Source organism: Nocardia sp. N2S4-5, assembly GCF_044628355.1.
GTDB lineage: Bacteria > Actinomycetota > Actinomycetes > Mycobacteriales > Mycobacteriaceae > Nocardia > Nocardia wallacei_B.
Genome location: NZ_JBIUPM010000001.1, coordinates 4,033,880 through 4,057,265 on the forward strand (window position 1 = coordinate 4,033,880; position 23,386 = coordinate 4,057,265).

Consider the following 23,386-nt stretch of genomic DNA (forward strand, 5'->3'; position numbering starts at 1 on the left):
GGCCGGGCCCGGAACCAGACCATTGTCCGGCACCGCGGCCCGCTGGTCACCCGGTGGGGCTGGAGATTCGCGTCAGCGCTGGTCGGGGGCGAGCAGCGCGGCCAGGGCGGGACCGATCTCGGCCAGCGCGTCCGGTCCGACCAGTTCGTCGTGACGGACCGGTACCGGCCGGTCGATCACTTTGCCGTCCACATACGGCTCCCAATCGGCCGCGGACCGACCACGCTCGATGTGACTTGTCTCACAATCCGCGCGGAAGAACTCCACGGTGCCGCGGAAGACGGCCGGGCGATGCTCGGCCACCAGCTCGGCCGACCGCACCGCGCCGCGATAGATCCGGCGCACCCGCTCGGGCGTGAGCGACACCAGGTCGGCGGGGACCATCGCGTGCAGTGCCGCCAAGGCCTCGTCGCCGAGATCGTGCAGATCGCCCGAGGGCAGGGCGTCCGCGCCGAGACCGAGTTCGGCCAAGGCGTCGCGCACGGCGCCGCGGAAGTCGGTGACATCCAGTTCCGGGTACCCGTCCAGCACGGCCAGCAGCGACACCTGTTCGCCCGCGGCCTGCAATTCGGTGGCGATGGTGTGGGCCAGCACGCCGCCCAGCGACCAGCCCAGCAACCGGTACGGGCCGTGCGGCTGCACCGTCCGGATCTCCGCGACGTAGCGCAGGGCCATCTCGTGGATCGACTGCGGCACGTAGTCCTCGGTCAGCGCCGGGGACTGCACTCCCCACAGCGGCTGCGGAAGGTACTGCGCCAGCCCGGAATACGCCCATGCCAGGCCGTACATCGGGTGGAGGCAGAACACCGGATCGCCCGCGGCCGCGCGCAGCGGCACCAGGACGCCGAAGGCCGAATCGTCCTGTCGGCCGGGCACTTCGGTGTCGATGCGGTGCGCCAGCCCGGCCACCGAGGCGTCGGTGAAGAACCACGGCACCTCGACCCGCGCCCCCGTGACCTCGCGCAGCCGCGCCACGGCCCGGGTGGCCAGCAGCGAATTACCGCCGAGCGCGAAGAATTCGTCGTCGGCGCCCACCCGATCCGCGCCGAGCAGGTCGGCGAAGACGTCCGCCACCGCCTGCTCGGTCGGCGTCTCGGGGGCACGGAAGTCGGTGCCGCCGTGGAACTCCGGTGCGGGCAGGGCGCGGCGGTCGAGCTTGCCGTTGGGGGTCAGTGGCAGCGAGTCCAGCACCATGATCGCGTCGGGAACCATGTACGCGGTGACGAATTCGCCGACGGTGCCGCGCAATTCCGCCGGGTCGAGTGCGGCGGCGTCGTTTCCGACGACGTAACCCACCAGGCGGTCACCGGCCTGCGCCGAACTGTGCACCGTGACCACGGCCTGTCCGACGCCGGGGCAGCGCAGCAGCGCCGCCTCGATCTCGCCGAGTTCGACGCGGAACCCGCGCAGCTGCACCTGCTGGTCGCTCCGGCCGGCGTACTCCAGGACGGCGGCCGGGCCGGACGCACGCCAGCGGCCCACGTCACCGGAGCGGTACAACCGCGATCCCGGCGGACCATAGGGGTTCGCCACGAAACGGGTCGCGGTCAGGCCGGGGCGGCCCAGATAACCGCGCGACAACTGAGCACCGGCCACGTACAGCTCGCCGGGAACCTGCGCCGGAACCGGGTGCAGGCGTTCGTCGAGCACGTAGGTGTCCAGTCCGGGCAGGGCGCGGCCGATGACGCTGGCCGCGCTGCCCGCCGTATCCTCGTCCAGCTCGAGGAACGACACGTGCACCGTGGTCTCGGTGATGCCGTACATGTTGACCAGGCGGGCCTCGCGGTGCCGCGCGAGCCACGGCGTCAGGCGGCGCGGGTCCAGCGCCTCGCCGCCGAAGATGATGTGCCGCAGGGCGAACGCGGCCCGCGGGGCGTCGCGGTCGGCCGCGATCAGCTGATAGAACGCCGACGGTGTCTGATTGAGCACCGTCACACCGTCGCGAATCAGCAACTCGCGGAACTGTTCCGGCGATCGCGAGGTCAGGTAGTCGACGACGACCACGCTGCCGCCGGAGCCCAGCGCGCCCCACAGCTCCCACACCGAGAAGTCGAAGGCGAAGGAGTGGAACAGCGTCCACACATCGGACTCGTCGAAGCCGAACAGCGGGTAGGTGTTCGACAGCAGTTGCAGCACTTGGCGATGCGCGACCCCGACGCCCTTGGGCACGCCCGTCGAGCCCGAGGTGTAGATGACGTAGGCGAGGTGGTCGGGCCGCAGCGGCGCGAGCCGGTCCCGATCGGTGACCGGGGAGTCGTCGGCCGCGTCGAGGTCCTCGAGCAGCAGCACCGGAATATCGGTCTCGGGCAGCGCGTCCCGGTCCGCGGCGGTCGTGAGCAGGCAGGCCGGTGCGGCGTCGGAGAGCAGGAACCGCAGGCGCTGCGCGGGGTAGGCGGTGTCGATCGGAAGGTAACCGGCCCCGGACTTGAGCACGCCGAGCAGCACGACCGGCAGCTGTTCGGTACGCGGAACCGCCACGGCCACCAGCGCTTCCGGCCCGACGCCGTGCGCGATCAGGGCCCGCGCCACCCGGTTGGCGCGCCGGTCCAGCTCGTCGTAGGTCAGGGTGTTCGCCCCGGCCCGGATCGCCGTCGCATCGGGGCGGCGGCGCACCTGCTCGTCGATCAGCGCGAGAAGCGACAATTCGGTCGCGGTGCGCGGTGTCGCCAGTGGCGTATTCCATTGGCGCAGCGCCCGTTCGCGTTCCTCGCCGGTCAGTAGGTCGATGTCGCCCACGGCCGCTTCGGGTTCGGCCAGGGCGGCCAGCACGCGCAGGAAGCGGTCGGCGAAGCCGCGCACAGTGGCGGCGTCGAACAGGTCGGTGGCGTAGGTGAAGGCGGCGGCGATGCCCTGCGCGGCTCCGGTGGCGTCGGCCCGCTCGGTGAGTGTCACCTGCAGGTCGAACTTGGCCGGGGCGGGCGCGGCGTCCACACCCGAGACGGTCAGCTCGGGCAGCCGCAGGTCGGCCGGCGCCAGATTCTGGAACGTCAGCATCACCTGGAACAGCGGGTGCCGGGCCGCCGAGCGCGGCGGATCGAGCAGCTCCACCAGCCGCTCGAACGGCACATCGGCGTGCGCGAAGGCCGCGACGTCGGTGTGGCGCACGGCGCGCAGCAGGTCGCCGACAGTGGCGGCGGGGTCGACCTCGGTGCGCAGCACCAGGGTATTGACGAACATGCCGATCAGGTCGTCCAGGGCGGCGTGGCCGCGGCCCGCCACGGGGGTGCCGATGGCGATGTCCCGGGTGCCCGACAGCCGCGCGAGCAGCACCGCGAGCGCCGTATGGACGACCATGAACAGCGTCGAATGATGTTCGCGCGCAACGCGGTTCAGGGCCGCGTGCAGATCGGGCTCGATCTCGAAGGCGATCGTGTCGCCGCGGTAGGAGGCCGCGGCCGGGCGCGGTCGATCGGCCGGCAGGTCCACCTGTTCGGGCAGCGCGGCCAGTTCCCGGCGCCAGAAGGCGATCTGCTGGGCCAGGACCGAATCCGGGTCGTCCTCGGCGCCGAGCGCGTGCCGCTGCCACAGGGCGTAGTCCGCGTACTGGACGGACAGGGGCGACCAGCCCGGTGCGTCCCCGCCGGTGCGGGCGGCGTAGGCCAGCATCAGATCACGGGTCAGCGGACCCATCGACCAGCCGTCTGCGGCGATGTGGTGCGCGACGAAGGCCAGCACGTACTCATCCGAATCGGCTTGCGGCGCGGGCGTTTCCGGAGCCACCCGGAACAGTGCGATCCGGAAGGGCACCTCGGCGGTGACGTCGAAGCCCCGACCCATCACCTGTTCCGCGGCGGGGATCAGCTCGGCGGCGGCTACCTCGATCGGTGTCAGGTCGACGTCGATATCGCGGGCGGCCCGGATCTCCTGCACCGGACCGTCGGCGGTCAGTGGATAGACGGTACGCAGAATCTCGTGCCGCACAACCACATCCGCCACGGCGGCCCGCAGCGCGGGCACGTCGAGCACGCCGGACAGCCGGATGGCGGCCGGGATGTTGTACACGGCCGCGCCGGTGTCGAACTGGTTGAGCACCCACATCCGCTGCTGCGCGAACGACAGCGGGATCTCCGCCGGGCGCGGGCCGGCGGCCAGCCGCGGCAGCGCACTGCCGGTGGACTGCTCGACCGCCACGGCCAGCGCACCGACCGTGGGCGCCTCGAACAGGCTGCGCACCGACACCCGCGATTCCAGGGCGGTCCCGATGCGGGCCGCCACCTGGGTCGCCAGCAGGGAGTTGCCGCCGAGCGCGAAGAAGTCGTCGTCGACTCCGACCCGCTCCACGCCCAGCACCTCCGCGAAGGTGCTCGCGACGATCTCCTCGATGGGCGTCGCCGGCGCGCGGTAGGCGGTGGCCTCGAATTCCGGTTCGGGCAGCGCTTTACGATCCAGCTTGCCGTTCACGGTGCGGGGCAGCGCGTCCAGCACGACGAACGCCGACGGCACCATGTACGACGGGACGGCGGCGGTGATCGCCGATTTCACTTGTGCGGCATCGAGTGTGCCGCCGCTGGGCACCAGATAGGCGACCAGCCGGTCGCCGGACCGCTGGTCCCGCTTCGCCAGCACCGCGACCTGAGCGACCTCCGGCAGCGCCAGCAAGGCCGCCTCGATCTCGCCCAGTTCGATGCGGAAACCGCGGATCTTCACCTGGAAGTCCGTGCGGCCCCGGTATTCCAGCTCGCCGCCGGTATTCCAGGCCACCAGATCGCCGGTGCGGTACATGCGCGTGCCGGGCACCCCGAACGGGTCGGCCACGAAGCGGTCCGAGGTCAGGTCGGCGCGGCCGAAGTAGCCGCGGGCGAGCTGCGCACCGGCCAGATACAGCTCGCCGGAGACGCCGACCGGCACCGGGTGCAGGCGCGAATCCAGCACGTATACCTGGCTGTTCCACTCCGGCGCGCCGATCGGCACCGACACCTGGTCGGCCGCGGTCACCCGGTGATTGGTGATCGAGACCGCCGCCTCGGTGGGTCCGTACAGGTTGAACAGGTCCACGTCGGGGTGCGCGGAGCGGAAGCGTTGCGCGAGGGCGCCGGGCAGGGCCTCGCCGATCGCGAGCACCCGCCGCAGCGATTTCCACAGCGTCACAGCGGAAGCGGGCCGCTGCGCGGGGTCACCCGTCATTCGGTAGGCGTCTCCGGGCCCTCGGGTCGCGGCGTCGGTGAGCAGCGCGTCGAGCATGGACGGGACCACGTGCAGCGTGGTGACGTCCTCGCGCGCCATCAGCTCGTTCAGGTAGGCCGGATCGCGATGGCCGTCCGGCGCGGCGATCACCAGCCGCCCGCCGCACACCGCGGCCGACCAGAACTCCCACACCGACAGGTCGAATGTCGCGGCCGTCTTCAACAGCATCGCGTCGTCGCGCGTCAAGCCGAATTCCGCGGTCTTCCACAGCAATTGGTTGACGACGGCGGCGTGCGGCACCGCCACGCCCTTCGGCCGCCCGGTCGAGCCGGAGGTGAAGATGACGTAGGCGGTGTTCGAGGCGCGTAGCGGCGCGATCCGATCCGCGTCCGTGACGGGCCCCGCCGGGACGGTCGACAGGTCCAGTGCGTCGACCACGACCACCGCCCGGCCCAGGTCCGTCCCGGCGTTCGTCAGCACGCACACCGGATCGGCGGTGTCGAGGATGTAACCGGTCCGTTCGGCGGGCTGGTCCGGGTCGACCGGCACGTACGCGCCGCCTGCCGCGGCGACGGCGTACATGGCCACGACGAGGTCCACCGAGCGGCGGAAGGCCAGCGCCACTCGCGTCTCGGGACCGACGCCGAGCGAGATCAGATGCCGGGCAAGACGATTCACCCGGTCACCCAGTTCGGCGTAGGTGAGCACCTCGGGCCCGTCGGGGAGATCTGCGACCAGCGCCACCGCGTCCGGCCGTGCCGTGACCGTACCGGCGAGCAGTGCGTCCATCGTGGGCAGCGCCGCACCGCGCGGGCGGATTGCTTGCAGCACACCGGAATTCAGCGGATACCCGGTGATATTCGGGGCGACCAAGACCCGGTTGCGCTCGTCGCGGCCGAGCAGTGGCAGATCGCCGACGGCGGCCGACGCGTCGCTGACCACCGCGGCGAGGATGCGCGAGAGACGTGCGGCGAAGCCTTCCACGGTGGCGGCGTCGAAAAGATCGGTGGCATAGGTGAAGAAACCACCGATACCGGCGGGACTTCCCTGCTCGTCGTACACATCACCGACGATCAAGTGCAGATCGAACTGCGACACTTCGAGATCCGCGTCCACACCCGCGACTTCGAGTCCCGGCAGCGACACTTCCGTACGCGCCAAGTTCTGGAACGACAAACCCACCTGGAACAACGGATGATGCGCCGTCGACCGCGGCGGATTCAACACCTCCACCAACCGCTCGAACGGAATATCGGCGTGCGCGAAAGCCCGCAGATCCGTTTCCCGCTGCCGCGCAAGCAGTTCCGCGAACGACTCGCCGCGATCCAGTCGGGTCCGGAACACCACCGTGTTCACGAACATCCCGATCAGATCGTCCAGTTCGGCCTCGCCACGACCGGCGACCGGCGTACCCACCGCGATGTCGTCGGTGCCCGACAACCGCGCCAGCAACACCGCCAGCGCCGTGTGTACCACCATGAACAACGTCGCACCGTGCGCACGCGCCAATGCGCCCAGAGCGGCGTGCATTTCGGCGTCCACCCGGAACTCCACCCGGCCACCACGCAACGACGCCACCGCCGGACGCGGCCGATCCGCCGGCAACTCCAGCAGATCCGGCAACCCCGACAACTCCCGTCGCCAGAACGCGATCTGCTGCGCCGCAATCGAATCGGGATCCGATTCGTCGCCCAGTACCGCGCGCTGCCAGACCGCGTAGTCGGCGTACTGCACCCGCAGCGGCGTCCAGTCCGGCGCCGCACCGGCGGCCCGCGCGGCGTACGCGGTCATCACGTCCCGCACCAGCGGGGCCATGGACGAGCCGTCCGCGGCGATGTGGTGCACGACGACCGCCAGCACGTACTCGTGCGCGTCGGTCGCCGCGTCCGTGATCTCGAACAACCGCACCCGGATCGGCACCTCGACCGTCACGTCGAACGGCGTCGCCGCCAGCTCGTACACGGCCGCGACCGCGCCCTCGGCGGTGCGCCGTTCCGGCGCGACGGACACCCAGCCGCCCGGATGGGTGGCCGCGCCCGCTCCGCCGTGGTGCGCGATAGCCGCCGACACCGGCAGGACGACCTGCACCGGGCCGTCGGCCGTCTCGGGGTAGACGGTCCGCAGCACCTCGTGCCGGACCACCACATCGTCGAGCGCGGCCGACAGCGCCGCCACATCCAGATTCCCGGTGAGCCGCAAGGCGAACGGCAGGTTGTAGGCCGCCGAGCCCGCGGTCTCGCCGTCCTGATCGAACCGGTTCAGGAACCACATCCGCCGCTGCGCCAGCGACAACGGCAGCCGCTCGGGCCGCTCGAGCGCGCCCAGTTCGACGCCTCGGCGGTCGTGCGTGCGGGATTCGATGGCCGCCGCCAGCGCTGCCACCGTCGGCGTCTCGAAGACGGTCCGGACCGGTATCCGGCCGTCGATCGCCGCGCCCAGCCGGGCGGCGACCTGGGTGGCGACCAGCGAGTTGCCACCCAGGGCGAAGAAGTCGTCGTCCGCGCCGACCCGGTCGACGCCGAGCACCTCGCCGAACACCTCCGCCACGATCTCCTCGACCGGCGTTGCGGGAGCGCGGAACTCGCGCGCGGAATAGGTCGGCTCCGGCAGCGCCTTGCGGTCGAGCTTGCCGCTGGCGTTGAGCGGGAACTCCTCGAGCACGACGATCGTGCCGGGCACCATGTAGGCGGGCAGGGACTTCGCCACGGCGGCCAGCAGGTCCGCCTGTTCCAGGCGCAGGCCGGGCGCGGGCACCACGTATGCGACGAGCTGATCGCCGAGCGTCGACGGCATCACGGCGGCCACCGCCTGGCTCACCTCGGGCTCGGCCAGCAACGCGGTCTCGATCTCGCCCAGCTCGATGCGCTGGCCGCGGAACTTCACCTGGAAGTCGGTGCGCCCCAGGTAATCCAGCCGCGCGGGCAGTTCACCGTCGGGCGCGCGCCACACCGCCAGGTCGCCGGTGCGATACATCCGGGAGCCGGCTGCGCCGTACGGGTTCGCCACGAACCGGTCGGCGGACAGATCCGGCCGCCGCACATAGCCGCGAGCCAGCTGCGCGCCCGCCAGATACAGCTCCCCCGGCACGCCCGCCGGTACCGGGCGCAGCCGCCCGTCCAGCACAAAAGCCTGAGTGTTCCACTGCGGCAACCCGATCGGCACGCTCGTTCGATCGGCGCCGCGCGCCTGCCAGTAGGTCACCGACACCGCGGCCTCGGTGGGCCCGTACAGGTTGTGCACCCGCGCGCCGCAGACCCGGCGCACCGCGTCGACGGTCTCCGGCGGCAGCGCCTCGCCGATCACGAACACGTCCCGCAGCGTCGGGCACGCACCCGGCGCCAGGTGTGCGGCGAATACGGTCAGCATCGACGGCACGAAATCGGTAACCGTAATACCTTCGGCCGCAATGGTTTCCGCCACATACAGGGGATCGCGATGCCCGTCGTGGGTCGCGACGACCAGCCGCGCGCCCGCACGCAGCGGCAGGAAGTAACCCCACAGCGATACGTCGAACGTGGTCGCCGTCTTCTGCAGGTAGGCATCGCCGGATCCCAGCGGGTACTGCGCGAGCATCCACTCGATCTGGTTGTGGATGGCCGCGTGCGACACCGCCACACCCTTCGGGCGGCCGGTCGATCCCGATGTGAAGATCACGTAGGCGGGGTGTGTATCACGCAGCGGCGCAAGGCGTTCGGTGTCGGCGATCGCCTCGGCGGAGAACTCCGACAGGTCGAGGCGATCGATTTCCAGGACATCCCGCGCCCCGGACACCGCCGAGGCGTCCGAGGTCGTGGTGAGCACGGTGACCGGGTCGGCGGTGGCGAGGATATGGCCGATGCGCTCGGCGGGATGATCGGGGTCCAGCGGCACGTACGCACCGCCCGCCGCGACGATCGCGTACATTCCGACGACGAGATCCAGCGACCGGCGAACGGCCAAGCCCACCAACGCTTCCGGACCCACGCCGCGCGAGATCAGCAGCCGCGCGAGGCGGTTCACCCGGGCGTCGAACTCGGCGTAGGTGAGCGAGACGCCCTCGTAGGTCACGGCCACCGCGTCGGGCTGCCGCGCCGCCGTACGCCGGTAGCCGTCGAGCAGCAGCTCCGGCTCCAGCGAATGCCGGGTCTCGTTCCAGTCGCGCAGGATTCGGTCGCGCTCGGTGCCGGACAGCAGCTCGATCGCGCCGACCGGGGACTGCGCGTCGGCGGCCACCGCGGCCAGGATGCGGGTGAGGCGCTCGGCGAAGCCCTCGATGGTCGGCTTGTCGAACAGGTCTGCGGCGTAGGTGAACAGGGCGCCCAATCCGGCCGGGGCGGCGTCCTCCTCGCGCGGGACCACGGTGAGCTGGAGGTCGAATTTCGCGATGGCCCCGTCGAATTCGACGGCCGCGGCACTCAGGCCGGGCAGCTCCAGCGTGGGTTTGTCCATGTTCTGGAAGAACAACGCCACCTGGAACAACGGATGATGCGCCTGCGAACGCACCGGATCCAACACCTCGACCAACCGCTCGAACGGCAACTCCGCATGCGAAAACGCACCCAGATCCGTCTCTTTCACCGCCGCCAGGAACTCGGTGAAAGACACCGACGAATCCACCCGAGTCCGCAACGCCAAGGTATTGACGAACATGCCGATCAAATCATCGAGCTCACGCTCACCACGACCCGCCACCGGCGTACCGACAACGATGTCGTCGGTCCCCGACAACCGCGCCAGCAACACCGCCAACGCCGCATGTACCACCATGAACAACGACACACCGGACGCCTGCGCGAGTCCCACGAGCCGGGCATGGACCGTCGCGTCGAGTTCGAACGCGTACTGGCCGCCGTGCCCGGACGCCACCGTGGGACGCGGGCGATCCGCGGGCAGATCGAGCCGATCCGGAATCCCGGCCAGCGTCGAACTCCAGTACGCGACCTGGGCGGCGCTCACGGACTCGGGGTCGGACTCCTCGCCCAGCACGGCACGCTGCCACAGCGTGTAGTCGGCGTACTGCACCGGCAGCGGCTCCCAGCCGGGCGCGCCGCCGCCGCAACGGGCCAGGTAGGCCGTCATCAAGTCACGCACCAGGGGCGCCATCGACGCGCCGTCGGCCGCGATGTGGTGGACCGCGATGGCGAGCACGTGGTCGGTGGGCGCCGCGCCGGCAGCGCCGGAATCCAACGCCAGCAACGCGATCCGCAGCGGCACCTCCGTCGCCACGTCGAATCCGGCGAAGGCGAACGCCGCGAGCCGGGCCTCGAGGTCGGCCGGCGCCACGGGTTTCGCGGCCAGGTCCGGGATGGCCTGCTCGGGCGGCAGGATCACCTGGTACCCGGTGCCGTCCTCGGACGGGTAGATGGTGCGCAGCGTCTCGTGCCGCTCGACCACATCGGCGACCGCGGCCTGCAGCGCCGCCACGTCGAGGGCACCGGACAGCCGGATGGCGGCCGGGATGTTGTTGGCGGCCGACGCGGTGTCGAACTGGTTGAGGAACCACATCCGCTGCTGCGCGGGCGAGAGCGGGATCCGGTCCGGTCGCGGCATCGGCGTCAGCGGGACGCGCCCGCCCGCGTCGACCAGCGGTTCGATTCCGGCGGCCAGGCCGGCGACGGTCGGCGCCTCGAACACCAGCCGGGCGGGCACCCGGGTGCCGAGCGCCGCGCCCAGCCGGGCGGCGGCCTGGGTGGCGATCAGCGAGTTACCGCCCAGATCGAAGAAGTCGTCGTCGGCGCCGACCGGCGCGACGGGATGGAGCAGGTCGGTGAAGATCTCGGCGACCAGCGTCTCGAGGCGGCCGGACGGCGCGCGAAACTCCTTGGCCTGCAACACCGGTGCGGGCAGCGCGGCGCGGTCCAGCTTGCCGACCGGGGTCAGCGGGATCTCGTCGAGGACCATGACGGTCGTCGGCACCATATGCGCGGGCAGGCTGCGACCGGCCTGCTCCAGCAACTGTTCGACCTCGACCGCGCCGTCCACCGGATGCACATAGGAGACGAGAATCGTTGCGCCGCTGTCGAGCCGGTGACCGACCGTGACCGCGAAGTCGACGGTGTCGTGCGCGGACAGCACCGCGTCGATCTCCCCCAGCTCGATCCGGAAGCCCCGGATCTTCACCTGAAAATCGTTGCGGCCCAGATACTCCAGCTCACCGGACACGGTCCGGCGCACGAGATCGCCGGTGCGGTAGAGCCGGGAGCCCTGCGGGTCGAACGGATTCGCCACGAATCGCGCCGCGGTGAGCGACGGCCTGCGGTGGTACCCGCGCGCCAATTGCGCACCGGTGATGTACAGCTCGCCGACCGCGCCGTCGGGCACCGGCGCCAGCCGGTCGTCCAAGACATATTCGGTGACGGCACGGATAGGCGCGCCGATGGTGATGGTTTCCCCGGGGACCAGTGGCGAACTGATGTTCGTCATGATCGTGGTCTCGGTCGGCCCGTACCCGTTGTAGAACTCGCGGGTACCGTCCCCGATGGGAATCACCCAGCGCCGCACCAGATCCGGCGGGCAGGCCTCGCCACCGGCGACCACGACGCGCAGATCGTCCAAGCCCGCCGGATCCACCGAGGCCAACGCGGCCGGTGTGATGAAGGCGTGCGTCACCCGTTCCCGGCGCAGCAGTCCCGCGAGCTCGTCGCCCCCGTATACCGACGGCGCGGCCACCACCATCGTCGCCGCACCACCCACCGCCAACAACAACTCCAACACCGACGCATCAAAAGACGGCGACGCGAAATGCAAAGTCCGCGAATCGTTTCCGACCCGATAACGCTCACGCTGCTCATCACAAAAACTCGACAAACCAGCCTGAGTGACAACCACACCCTTCGGCTTGCCCGTCGAACCCGACGTATAAATCACATACGCCGGATGCTCCGCACGCAACGGCCGCAACCGGTCGGCATTCTCCACCGGCTCCGCCGACATGCTCTGCAGCCGGTCGCGAACCTCGCCGTCCAGCACCAGCCATTCGATGTCGCCGGGCAGGGCGTCCCGCGCGGCGGACACGGTCAGGCCCAGTGCGGCCCCGGAGTCGGTGACCATGTGCGCCACCCGCTCCGCCGGATAACCCGGATCCACCGGAACGAAACCAGCCCCCGCCTTCGCCACCGCCCACACCGCAACAACCGACTCCACCGACCGCGGCACCCCCACCGCCACCACAACCTCAGGACCCACACCCCACTCGATCAACAACCGAGCCAACCGCGTCGACCGCTCATCCAACTCCGCATACGACAACACCACCAACGACGCCGACGCATCCGCGAACACCAACGCGGTACCGGTCGGGTTCGTCTCGACAGCGGTCGCCAGCAGTCTCGGCAGCGTGGTGACACGGGAGCGCCGAGCACGAGTAGGCCGCCGACGTTCGGGTCGGCTCACTCGAACACCCCGCCAGCAACTCCGAACATCAAAATGAAACCTTCTCCGTGCCTGTCGTGAACCTCACCGATCATGCCCTGTCCGCGCCGATACCGCATCCACCCTGGTTACGCACGCCCCAGAGTTCAGGGTCAGGAGATATCACAGCCGTTCGCTATCGCCGCGCAGCAATTCGCCGACGGCCACGACGACCTCGGCGGCGCCGAATCCGGCCGGAACGGCGCCCTGCTCGACCACCACGGCGCGCAGGTCCTCCAAGGGCTCCGGATCGAGCCCCGCGAGCCCGTCCGCGTCGAGGAACAGGTGTGTGACCCATTCGTCGGCGAGCGCCGCGCTCGTGGCCTCCGCCAGCACCACCGACGCACCGGCCGCACCGGCCGCGACCACCTCGAGCAGCGCCGCGGGGGCGTCCGCGCGACCGCGGCGGAACGTCCGGGACTCGAATGTCAGGTCGGTGCGTTCGCGCAGCCGGTCCACGGCCGCCGCGAGTTCGTCGTAGCTCAGGGTCACGCCCGCGGCCGCGAAGACGGTATCCACACCGCGCAGCGGCCGCGTCCGGTGGGCATAGGTCACCGGGCGCGCCGACTCCCCGGCCACCTCGGCGACGACCGCCGGATCGTCGAGTACCAGCCAGTCCATGCCGTCGCCCGCGGGCGCCGACCCGGCCGCCAGGCCGACCTTGATCTCCAGCGCCTCGGGCAGTCGCGTGCCGTCGCCGACGGGAACCACCGCGGCGCCCGCCTTCAGCACGGCCCACGTCGCCACCGTCGCCTCGACACCGCGATCCAGCCGCACCGCGACGCCGGTGCCCGGACCGCAGCCGCGCCCGATCAGCACCCGGGCCAGCCGCGACGAGCGGGCGCCGAGTTCCTGGTAGGACACGGCGTCCTCGCCGAACGCCAGCGCCGGACCGTCCGGATCGTCCTCGACCGCCGCCGCCAGCGCCTGCGCCAGCGCGGTGCCGTTGGCCGAGACCGTTTCCACCGGCTCGGGCCGCTGCGCCTCGATCCGCGCGCGCTCCTGCTCGTCGAGCAGGTCGATATCGCCGACGAGCACCTGCGGATCGGCGGCCACCGCGGCCAGGATGCGCTCGAACCGGCGGCCCAGCGCCCGCACCGTCGACTCGTCGAACAGATCGGTGGCGTAGGTGAAGACGGTGACCAGGTCGGCGGGCGCGCCCGCCGTGTCGTGGCGCGGCTCGACGATCACCTGCAGGTCGAACTTGGCCGCCACCCGGTCGCTGTCCAGCGCCGCCACGGTCAGGCCGGGCAGTTCCAGCGTCGGCTGCTCGGTGTTCTGGAACGCCAGCATCACCTGGAACAGGCTCTGTTCACCGGTGCGGCCCGGCGACACCACCTCGACCACCCGCTCGAACGGGATGTCGGAGTTCGCGAACGCGGAAAGGTCGGCCTCCCTGGCCTTTTCGACCAGCGCGTCGAAGGTGTCGGCGGTGCTGACCCCGGTGCGCAGCGCGAGCGTGTTGACGAACATGCCGACCAGATCGTCGAGCGCCCGCTCGCCGCGCCCGGCGATCGGCGTGCCGACGGTGACATCGGCGCTGCCCGACTGCCGGGCCAGCAGTGCCGCCAGCGCCGCGTGCACCACCATGAACAACGACGAATTATGTTCGCGCGCAATGCGAAGCAGGCCCGCGTGCACGTGCGCGGGCACGTCGAGACCCACCATGCCGCCGCGCATCGACGGCACGGCGGGCCGTGGTCGATCCGGCGTCAGGAATGCGGCGCCCGAGATTCCGGCGAGCTGGGTACGCCAGTAGTCCAGCTGGCGGGCGGCGATCGACTCCGGATCATCGTCGGTGCCGATGACGCCGCGCTGCCACACCGCGAAGTCGGCGTACTGGACATCCAATGGCGCCCAGCCTGGTTCGCCGCCCTCGACTCGGGCCAGATAGGCGGTCATCAGGTCGCGGGCCAGCGGCGCGAGCGACGCGCCGTCGCCCGCGATGTGGTGCAGCACCATCGCCAGCAGGTGGTCGTCGCCGTTGCGCAGCAGCAAGGCCCGGACCGGAACCTCCTGTGTCACATCGAATCCGGCCGACAGCAGTTCGGTGATGCGCTCGATCGGATCGGTGCCGTCCACCACGGGCAGCCCGTCCGGCAGCGCGTCGGCGGCCGACAGGATCTCCTGATACGGCAGCCCGCCGGGGCCGCCGACCGGGTAGCGGGTGCGCAGCACCTCGTGCCGCTCCAGCACATCGGTCACGGCCTGGCTCAGCACCGCCGCGTCCAGCTCGCCGGTGAGCCGGAGCGCCAACGGGATGTTGTAGGACGGCGATTCGGGATCGAGCTGGTTGATGACCCACATCCGCTGCTGCGCGAGCGACAGCGGGACGCGGTCGGTCCGCGGCACGGGCGCCAGCTTCGGCCGCACCGTCCCGGCCGCGGCGCCGGGCACGATGCGCGCCGCCAGCGCGGCCACGGTCGGCGCCTCGAAGACCTCCCGGACCGCGACATTCGAGTCCAGCGCCTCGTTGATCCGCGCGACCGCGCGGGTGGCGAGCAGCGAGTTGCCGCCGAGGGCGAAGAAGTCGTCGTCCAGGCCGACTTCCCCGGCGCCGAGCAGCCCGCCGAACACGTCGGCCACCGCCTGCTCGATCGGGGTGCCGGGCGCCCGGAACGCGGCAGACCCGATGAATTCCGGTGCGGGCAGCGCCTTCCGGTCCAGTTTGCCGTTCGGGGTGAGCGGCAGCGCGTCCAGCGCCACGACGGCGTCGGGAACCATGTAGGCGGTGAGGAACTCGCCCACCCGGCCGCGCAGCGCGACCGAGTCGAGCTGTGTATTCGCTTCGGGGACAACGTATCCCACCAGCCGGTCGCCGGCCTGCTCGTCGGCGCGCACGACCACCACGGCCTGGCTCACGCCCTCGCAGCGCAGCAGCGCCGACTCGATCTCGCCGAGTTCGATACGGAAGCCGCGCAACTGCACCTGCTGATCGGTGCGCCCGGCGTACTCCAGGTTCGCCTCGCCGCCGAACCCGGCCCACCGGCCGATGTCGCCGGTGCGGTACATCCGGGATCCGACCGGGCCGAACGGGTTCGCCACGAACCTGGTGGCCGTCAAGCCGGGGCGGCCCAGGTAGCCGCGCGACAGCTGCTCGCCGGAGACGTGCAGCTCACCGGCCACGCCGACCGGGGCGGGATGCAGCCGGTCGTCGAGCACGTAGGAGTCCAGGCCGGGTAGCGCGCGGCCGATCACGCTGGCCGGGTTGTCGGCCAGCCGCTCGTCCACGGCCAGGAACGACACGTGCACCGTCGTCTCGGTGATGCCGTACATATTGATCAGTTGCGGCGCGTCGGAGGCGTGCCGCTCGTACCAGCGCTGCAATTGCCGCAGGTCCAGGGCCTCACCGCCGAACACGACGTAGCGCAGCGCGAACTTGCCCGCGCCCCCGGCGTGCGCGGCCCGGTCCGCCTCGGCCAGTTGGTAGAACGCCGACGGGGTCTGGTTCAGGACGGTGACCTGCTCGCGAATCAACAACTCGCGGAACAGTTCCGGCGACCGCGAGGTCAGGTAGTCGACCACGACCACCGCGCCGCCGTTGGCCAGCGCACACCACAGTTCCCACACCGAGAAGTCGAAGGCGAAGGAGTGGAACAGCGTCCACACGTCGGTCTCGTCGAACTCGAACAGCAGCTGGGTGTTGGCGAACAGCTCGAGCACATTGCGATGCGAGACGCCGACGCCCTTCGGCACCCCGGTGGAGCCGGAGGTGTAGATGACGTAGGCCAGGTTCCGTGGCCGCAGCGGCGCGACCCGGTCGGCATCGCTCACGGGGGCGTCGGACCGGTCCGCGGCCTCCTCGAGCAGCACCACCGGGGCGGTGCCGCCGGGCAGCGCGTCCCGTTCGGACGCGGTGGTGAGGACGCAGGCGGGGGCAGCGTCGGAGAGCATGAACTCCAGCCGCTGCGCCGGGTAGGTGGTGTCGATCGGCAGGTATCCGGCACCGGCGACCAGCACGCCCAGCAGCGCGACCGGTAGCTCCTCGGTGCGCGGAACCGCCACGGCCACCAGCGATTCCGGGCCCACGCCCTGCGCGATCAGCGCCCGCGCCACCCGGTTCGCCCGCCGCTGCAACTCACCGAAGGACAGCGTGGTGTCGCCGTAGCGGATCGCGGTCGCGTCCGGCCGCCGCCGCGCCTGAGCGGCGAGCAGGTCCACCAGGGTGACCGGCGGCACCTGGGCGCCGGTCGAATTCCATTCGTGCAGTACGAGTTCGCGCTCGCCGGGCGCCAGCACGTCGATATCGCCGACGACCGCCGCGGCGTCGGCCGCCACCGCGCCCAGGATGCGCCGGAACCGATCGGCGAAGTCCTGCACCGTGGCCTCGTCGAACAGGTCGGTGGCGTAGGTGAACGACGCCGACATGCCTTGCGGCACATTGTGTTCGTCGACTCGTTCGGCCAGCGCGAGCTGTAGGTCGAACTTCGCCAGCGGCACGGCCAGGTCCACGCCGGACACCGCCAGGCCCGGCAGCTCCAAGTGGGCCGGCGCCAGGTTCTGGAAGGTCAGCATCACCTGGAACAGCGGATGCCGCGCGGCCGAGCGCACCGGATCCAGCAGCTCCACCAGCCGCTCGAACGGCACGTCGGCGTGCCCGAAGGCGGCCACGTCGGTGGCGCGGACCGACCGCAGCAGTTCGTCGAACGGCGTACCCGGATCGACCTCGGTGCGCAGCACCAGGGTGTTGACGAACATGCCGATCAGGTCGTCGAGTTCGGCCTCGCCGCGCCCGGCGATCGGGGTGCCGATCGCGATGTCGCGGGTGCCCGACAACCGCGCCAGCAGCACCGCGAGCGCCGCGTGCACGACCATGAACACGGTCGAATTATTGCCGTGCGCAATGCGATTCAGCGCGGCGTGCACGGCGGGGTCGATCTCGAAATCGAGCGTGGCGCCGTGGTTGGTGGCGGCGGCCGGGCGCGGCCGGTCGGCGGGCAGGTCCAATTGTTCCGGGAGTGCGGCCAGCTGCTGCTGCCAGAAGGCGATCTGCTGTGCCAGCACCGATTCCGGATCGTCCTCGGCGCCCAGGGTCTCCCGCTGCCAGAGCGCGAAGTCGGCGTACTGCACGGCCAGGGGCGTCCACCCCGGCTGTCCGCCGCGCACCCGGTCCAGGTAGGCGGTCATCAGATCGCGAGTCAACGGGCCCATCGAGAAGCCGTCGCCGGTGATGTGGTGCACCACGCACACCAGGACGTGGTCGTCGGCGGCCAGCCGCAGCACGCGCAGCCGCACCGGCGGCGCGACGGTGGCGTCGAACCCGGCCGTCACCGTCTCGGCGACGAGCGCCGGGACCCGCGCCTCGGTGGCGTCGTCCACCGGAAGTTCCGGCACCGCACGGGAATCGGTGAGCGGCAGCACCAGCTGGTAGCCCTCGCCGTCGAGATCCGGGTACACCGTGCGCAGCACCTCGTGCCGCTCCACCAGGTCGCGGACCGCGGCGCGCAGCGCGTCCAGGTCCAGGGCGCCGGTCAGCCGCACCGCGACCGGGATGTTGTTGACGGCGCTGTGCGGGTCGAAGCGGTTCAGGAACCACATCCGCTGCTGCGCGTAGGACAGCGGGATGCGCTCGGGCCGTGGCATCGGCCGCAATTGCTGCCCGGCCGCCGACCCGGCGTGCCGCTCCACGCGTTCGGCCAGCGCGGCCACCGTGGAGGCCTCGAACAGCAGCTGCACCGGCACCCGCACGTCCAGCGCGGAGCCGATCCGCGCGGCGGCCTGCGCGGCGAGCAGCGAATTGCCGCCCAGTTCGAAGAAGTCGTCGTCGGCGCCGACCCGCCCGGCGGCCACCGAGCCCACCGGCTCACCGGCGGCCGGGTCCGGTTGCGGCCCCGCCGGCACGAGGAGCGCCGCGAACACGTCGGCGACGATCTCCTCGACCGGCGTGGAGGGCGCGCGGAATTCCCGTGCGGCGAACGCGGGTTCGGGTAGCCGGGCGCGATCGAGCTTGCCGATCGGGGTCAGCGGGATCTCGTCCAGCACCATGATCAGGGCCGGAATCATGTACGCGGGCAACGACTTCCCGAGGAACTCTTCCAATTCCCCCGTGTCGACCGTGGTTCCGGCGCGCGGCAGCACATAGGACACCAGCGTCGTCGCGCCGGACGGCAGGGTGCGGCCGAGCGTGGCCGCGAAGTCGATGTCCGGATGTTCGGTCAGCGCGTTGTCGATCTCGCCGAGCTCGATCCGGAAGCCGCGCACCTTGACCTGGAAGTCGGAGCGCCCCAGGAATTCGATGCCGCCGTCGGACTCGTTGCGCCGCACCAGGTCTCCCGTGCGGTACAGCCGCGAACCCGGGCTGCCGGTCTCCGCGCCGAACGGGCTGGCCACGAACCGGCCCGCCGTCAGGCTCGGCCGGTTCAGATAACCCTGCGCGAGCGCGGGTCCCGCCAGATACAGCTCACCCACCACTCCGGCGGGCACCGGCCGCAACCGCGAATCCAGCACGAACACACCGACTCCCGGGATGGGATTACCGATGGTGATCGGCCCGTCCGGCTCCAGCGCGATGGACGACACCAGGATGGTGGCCTCGGTCGGCCCGTAGCCGTTGACGAACGTACGACCGTCGCGCGCCCACCGGCCCACCAGTTCCGGTCCGAACCGGTCACCGATCACCATCACGGTCTCGATGTCGTCCAGCCCGGTCGGGTCCACCGACTCCAGCGCGCCGGGGGTGATCAGCATGTGCGTGGCGCGCTCGCGGCGCAGCAGATCGGCCAGCTCGTAGCCACCGAAGATCTCCGGCGGCGAGACCACCAGCGTCGCCCCGGAGGAGAACGCCAGCATCAGCTCCAGCACGGAGACGTCGAAGTTCGGCGAGCACACGTGCATCACGCGCGAATCCTCGCCCACCCCATAGTGTTCGCGCTCGGCCGCGACCAGCGCGCCGAGACCGACGTGGGTGACCACGACGCCCTTCGGCCGCCCGGTCGAGCCGGAGGTGTAGATGACATAGGCCGGGTGCTGCTCGGTGAGCGGGCGCACCCGGTCGGTGTAGGAGATCGGATGCGACGGCCGCGCCGCCACCCGGTCCCGCACCACCGGGTCGTCCAGCTCCAGCCAGTACACGCCGGTGCCGAGGGCGGAGCGGTGCGCGGAGGTGGTCAGGCCCAGCACGGCGCCGGAATCCGACACCATGTGGGCAATGCGCTCGGCCGGATAGGTCGGATCCACCGGCACGTACGCCGCGCCGGTCTTGGCGATCGCCCACACCGACAGCACCGACTCGATCGAGCGGGTGATACCGATGGCGACCACGTCGCCCGCGCCGATACCGCGGTCGATCAGCTCCCGAGCCAGCCGCGAGGAGGCCTCGTCGAGTTCCCGGTAGGTGAGTTCACGTGCGTCTGACGAATCCTCGGCCGGCGCGAACCGGATCGCCACCGACTCGGCGGCGGACTCCACCGCCGCGGTGAGCAGCTGTCCGAAGAGCGGGCCGCCCGACCGACGACGGCGGCCTCCACGAGCGGATCGGCGGGCAGTTTCCATTCGAGTGCATTCACCTCTCGCGTCCAGCAGGTCCGCACGGCCGAACGATATCGGCGGCCCTCGCACGGTCCGGGCAATCATATAGGGGTCCTCGCGGTACTCGGCGGCGTCCGCGCGAGCCTCCTCTACTCATCGGTACGAGGGTGCCCCGTTGTTGCGCGAGGAGTCGAATTCGGTGGGCCGCGTCACAGCGGTCCGCGCGTCTCGGCTCAGAGCCACCCGCGCCGGATCGCCTGCACGCCCGCCTGGAATCGGGTGCTCGCGCCGAGCCGCTCGAGCAGGCTGGCCGTCCGGCGCACCACCGTGCGGCGGGACATGCCCAGCCGGCGGGCGATGGTGTCGTCGGTGGCGCCCAGGCCCATCAGCGTCAGGATCGCCCGATCGCGCTCGTCCAGCGGCTCACTCGGATTCACCGAGATCGGCGCGGCCAGCGACCACAGCACATCGAAGGTGCGAACCAGCAGGTCCAGCGTCGGCGAGGGACCGATGCGCAGGCCCATCGGGTCGCCGCGGCGCTCGTCGTTGTGCAGCATCAGGCTGGCCCGCTCGCCGTCGACGATCATCACCTTCAGCGGCGGGTCGGGCAGCGTGCGCGCCTGCGCCCCGGCGGCATTGGTGGACAGCGCGTGCCGCAGCCGGTCCGGATCCTGATAGACGGTGTCCTGGTACAGCGTCTGATAGCGGACGCCCGCGTCGATGCGGGCCGACTTCAGCTCGAACATCCGCTCGGCCCGGTCGATATCGCAGATGTAGGGCCCGCGCTCGACCAGCCGCACGTTGGTGCGGGCCGTGCGCTGTAGATCCTCGAATTCGGCGATCAGTTCCCGGGTCTCGTACATCGGGACGATCGTGCCGCCGCCGCGGGCGGTGCGCCGCACCGACCGGAACGTCTCGCCCAGGCGCGCGGCGGCCGCGTGCATGCGGGCGGTATCGGCCTGGCGCCGCCGGGACTCGGCCTCGGACAGGGCCTCCGGCGCGTGCGCGTCCCACACGACGGTGCCGTTGGTGTCGATGCGGACGGCCGCCTGCAATTCGCACAGCCGGTCGAGGGAAGCCTCGGCGACCTCGGGCGAGCACTCCAGGTAACCGGCCAGTTCGGCCAGACTGGATCGCGGGTGTTGCACGAGGGCCGCGTACGCCCGGCCGTGCGGGGATCTGGAATCGAACAATTCGTGTAAACCCGTCACACCACCAGCCCCCACGACCGCCGGCCGTGCCCGTACACGGCCGCTGACACCCGCGACGATTACTGGGGTCCCCATTGCTGCGACAGGATCACACCCTTGGCGGCCAGGTAGGACGTCGGGTCGATCTTGTTCTCGGCGGCGTCCCAGACCTCCAGGTGCAGATGCGGCCCGGTGGAATTGCCGCGGTTGCCGACGGTGGCGATGACGTCACCGGCGCGCACTCGCTGACCGACGTTGACCAGGATGTCGTTGACGTGGCCGTAGACGCCGGTCGTGCCGTCGTCGTGCTTGACCCGCACCCACAGGCCGAAGCCGGAGGCCGGACCGGCCTCGATCACGGTGCCGTCCTCGATCGAGTGGATCGGCGTGCCGATGGCGTCGGCGAAATCGACGCCGTAGTGGAAAGCGCCCCACCGCGCGCCGAAATCGGAGCTGACCACACCGGCCACCGGGCGCACCGCGGGCGCCGCCGGGGCGACCTGGTTCTGCAGGCCCTTGATCACCTGCTCGGCCTGGGCGAGCGGACCGGCGACCTCGGGCGGCAGATTCTGCAGTCCGAACGGGGCCGGCTGGATGGGCGCGGCGACGGGCACGGCCTGCGCCTCCGGCTCGGGGGCCGGAGCCGCGACGGGCTCGGGCGCCGCGACCGCCTGCTTGGCCTCGGCCGCCGGTTCGTCGACGCTGTCCAGGGCGATCGCGTCGCCGTTGCTGCTCTCGTGTCCGATCGGCAGCAGCGGGGCGGCATTCGCGAGCTGGGCGGCGGTGCCGACGATGGCGCCGGCCGCGACCGCCGCGCTGGCCGCCAGCTTCATCCGGTCACCGGTGCGCGGCTCGGCGCGGTGCCGGTTCGGACGAGCGGCGCAAACACCATCTCCGAGCAAGTCCTTGACAGATACTGAGGTGGAGGTCTCACGGTGCTGCGGCAAGGTTCGTCCTAGCGTCGATCAACTCGGGTGACGTCGCCGATTCGAAACCTCATTTTCGGTAACGATTCGGCATACGCCGTGACGGAAACTGTACTCCGTCGTGACCTTTTCGCAACCTTCTCGGGCGAAAGTCCAGGTGATCCGCTGCGAGGCGGCGCGTTCGGCTGTTACATAAGCCAGACTGGGCCTGTGATCATCGACGACTTGCGGACCCCGATCGTGCTCGCGCCGATGGCCGGCGGACCCTCCACACCCGAACTCGCGGCCGCCGTCTCGGCCGCGGGCGGTCTGGGCTTCCTCGCCGCCGGGTACCTCGCCGCCGCGGACCTCGCCGACCGGATCGTGCGCACCCGCGCCCTCCTGTCCGACAGCGCCCGCCGCCCGTTCGGCGTGAACCTGTTCGTTCCCGGAGCGCCGACGCCGCGGGAGCATTTCGCCCCCTACCTGGAGCGGCTGGGCCGCGAATTCCCGCTCGGCGAGGCCCGTTTCGACACCGACGACTGGGACGCCAAGCTGGATGCCCTGGTCACCGATCCGGTAGCGGTGGCATCGTTCACCTTCGGCTGCCCGTCGGCGCGCGAGATCGCCCGCCTGCGGTCGGTGGGCACCGAATCCTGGGTGACGGTGACCTCGGTCGGCGAGGCGCGCACCGCGCTCGAGGCGGGCGCGGACGTGCTGATCGCCCAGGGCGCCGAGGCGGGCGGGCACCGCGCCACCTTCGTGGACCGCCCCGCCGACGACGCGGCCGACCCCCTGTCGACGCTGGCCCTGCTCCAACTGCTCACCGCCGCGACCGACCATCCGGTGGTGGCGACGGGCGGCCTCGCCACGGGCGCGGGCATCGCCGCCGTGCTGGCCGCCGGCGCGGCCGCCGCACAACTGGGCACGGCCTTCCTGAACTGCCCGGAGGCCGGTACCGCGCAGCTACATCGCGACGCCCTGGTCATCGACGCCCCGACGATGCTCACCCGCGCGTTCAGCGGCCGCCGGGCCCGCGGCCTGCGCAACCGGTTCATCCTCGACCACCCCGACGCACCCGCCGCCTACCCCGAAATCCATTACGCCACCGGGCCGTTGCGCAAACAGGCACGCGCCGACGGCAATGCCGACGCGGTGAACCTCTGGGCAGGCCAAACACATACGCTGACCAGCGCAGTCCCCGCCGCCGACCTGGTGCGAACACTCTCCGCCGAGACGAAAAACGCTCTGAACCTAGCACTTTCGCGCACAATCCAGGATTGTTGACAACGTTTTTCGTTTAGAATCGGA

At 71.0% G+C, this 23,386-nt stretch carries 4 protein-coding genes and 1 pseudogene; 1 reads left to right on the plus strand and 4 read right to left on the minus strand.

What is annotated here, in order from left to right; all coding sequences use genetic code 11:
- Nucleotides 1–72 precede the first annotated feature (72 nt).
- The 4 genes and pseudogenes from ACFMRZ_RS18415 to ACFMRZ_RS18430 form a co-directional block, all read right to left on the minus strand.
- Nucleotides 73–12,465: pseudogene (locus ACFMRZ_RS18415) on the minus strand (amino acid adenylation domain-containing protein); the annotation flags it as partial.
- Between the two features lie 171 nt (nt 12,466–12,636).
- On the minus strand, nt 12,637–20,004 hold the full coding sequence (locus ACFMRZ_RS18420) for an amino acid adenylation domain-containing protein (RefSeq protein ID WP_400180118.1): 7,368 nt from the start codon (nt 20,002–20,004) through the stop codon (nt 12,637–12,639).
- A gap of 209 nt (nt 20,005–20,213) precedes the next feature.
- Nucleotides 20,214–21,128: a LuxR C-terminal-related transcriptional regulator gene (locus tag ACFMRZ_RS18425; protein ID WP_280274613.1), complete on the minus strand. Its 915-nt coding sequence runs from the start codon at nt 21,126–21,128 to the stop codon at nt 20,214–20,216.
- Between the two features lie 122 nt (nt 21,129–21,250).
- Nucleotides 21,251–22,003: a M23 family metallopeptidase gene (locus tag ACFMRZ_RS18430; protein WP_400180119.1), complete on the minus strand. Its 753-nt coding sequence runs from the start codon at nt 22,001–22,003 to the stop codon at nt 21,251–21,253.
- A gap of 303 nt (nt 22,004–22,306) precedes the next feature.
- Between ACFMRZ_RS18430 and ACFMRZ_RS18435 the strand changes: the two genes are divergently transcribed.
- A complete protein-coding gene (locus tag ACFMRZ_RS18435; RefSeq protein ID WP_400180120.1) occupies nt 22,307–23,362 on the plus strand; it encodes a nitronate monooxygenase in 1,056 nt (351 codons plus the stop codon).
- Nucleotides 23,363–23,386: the final 24 nt, after the last annotated feature.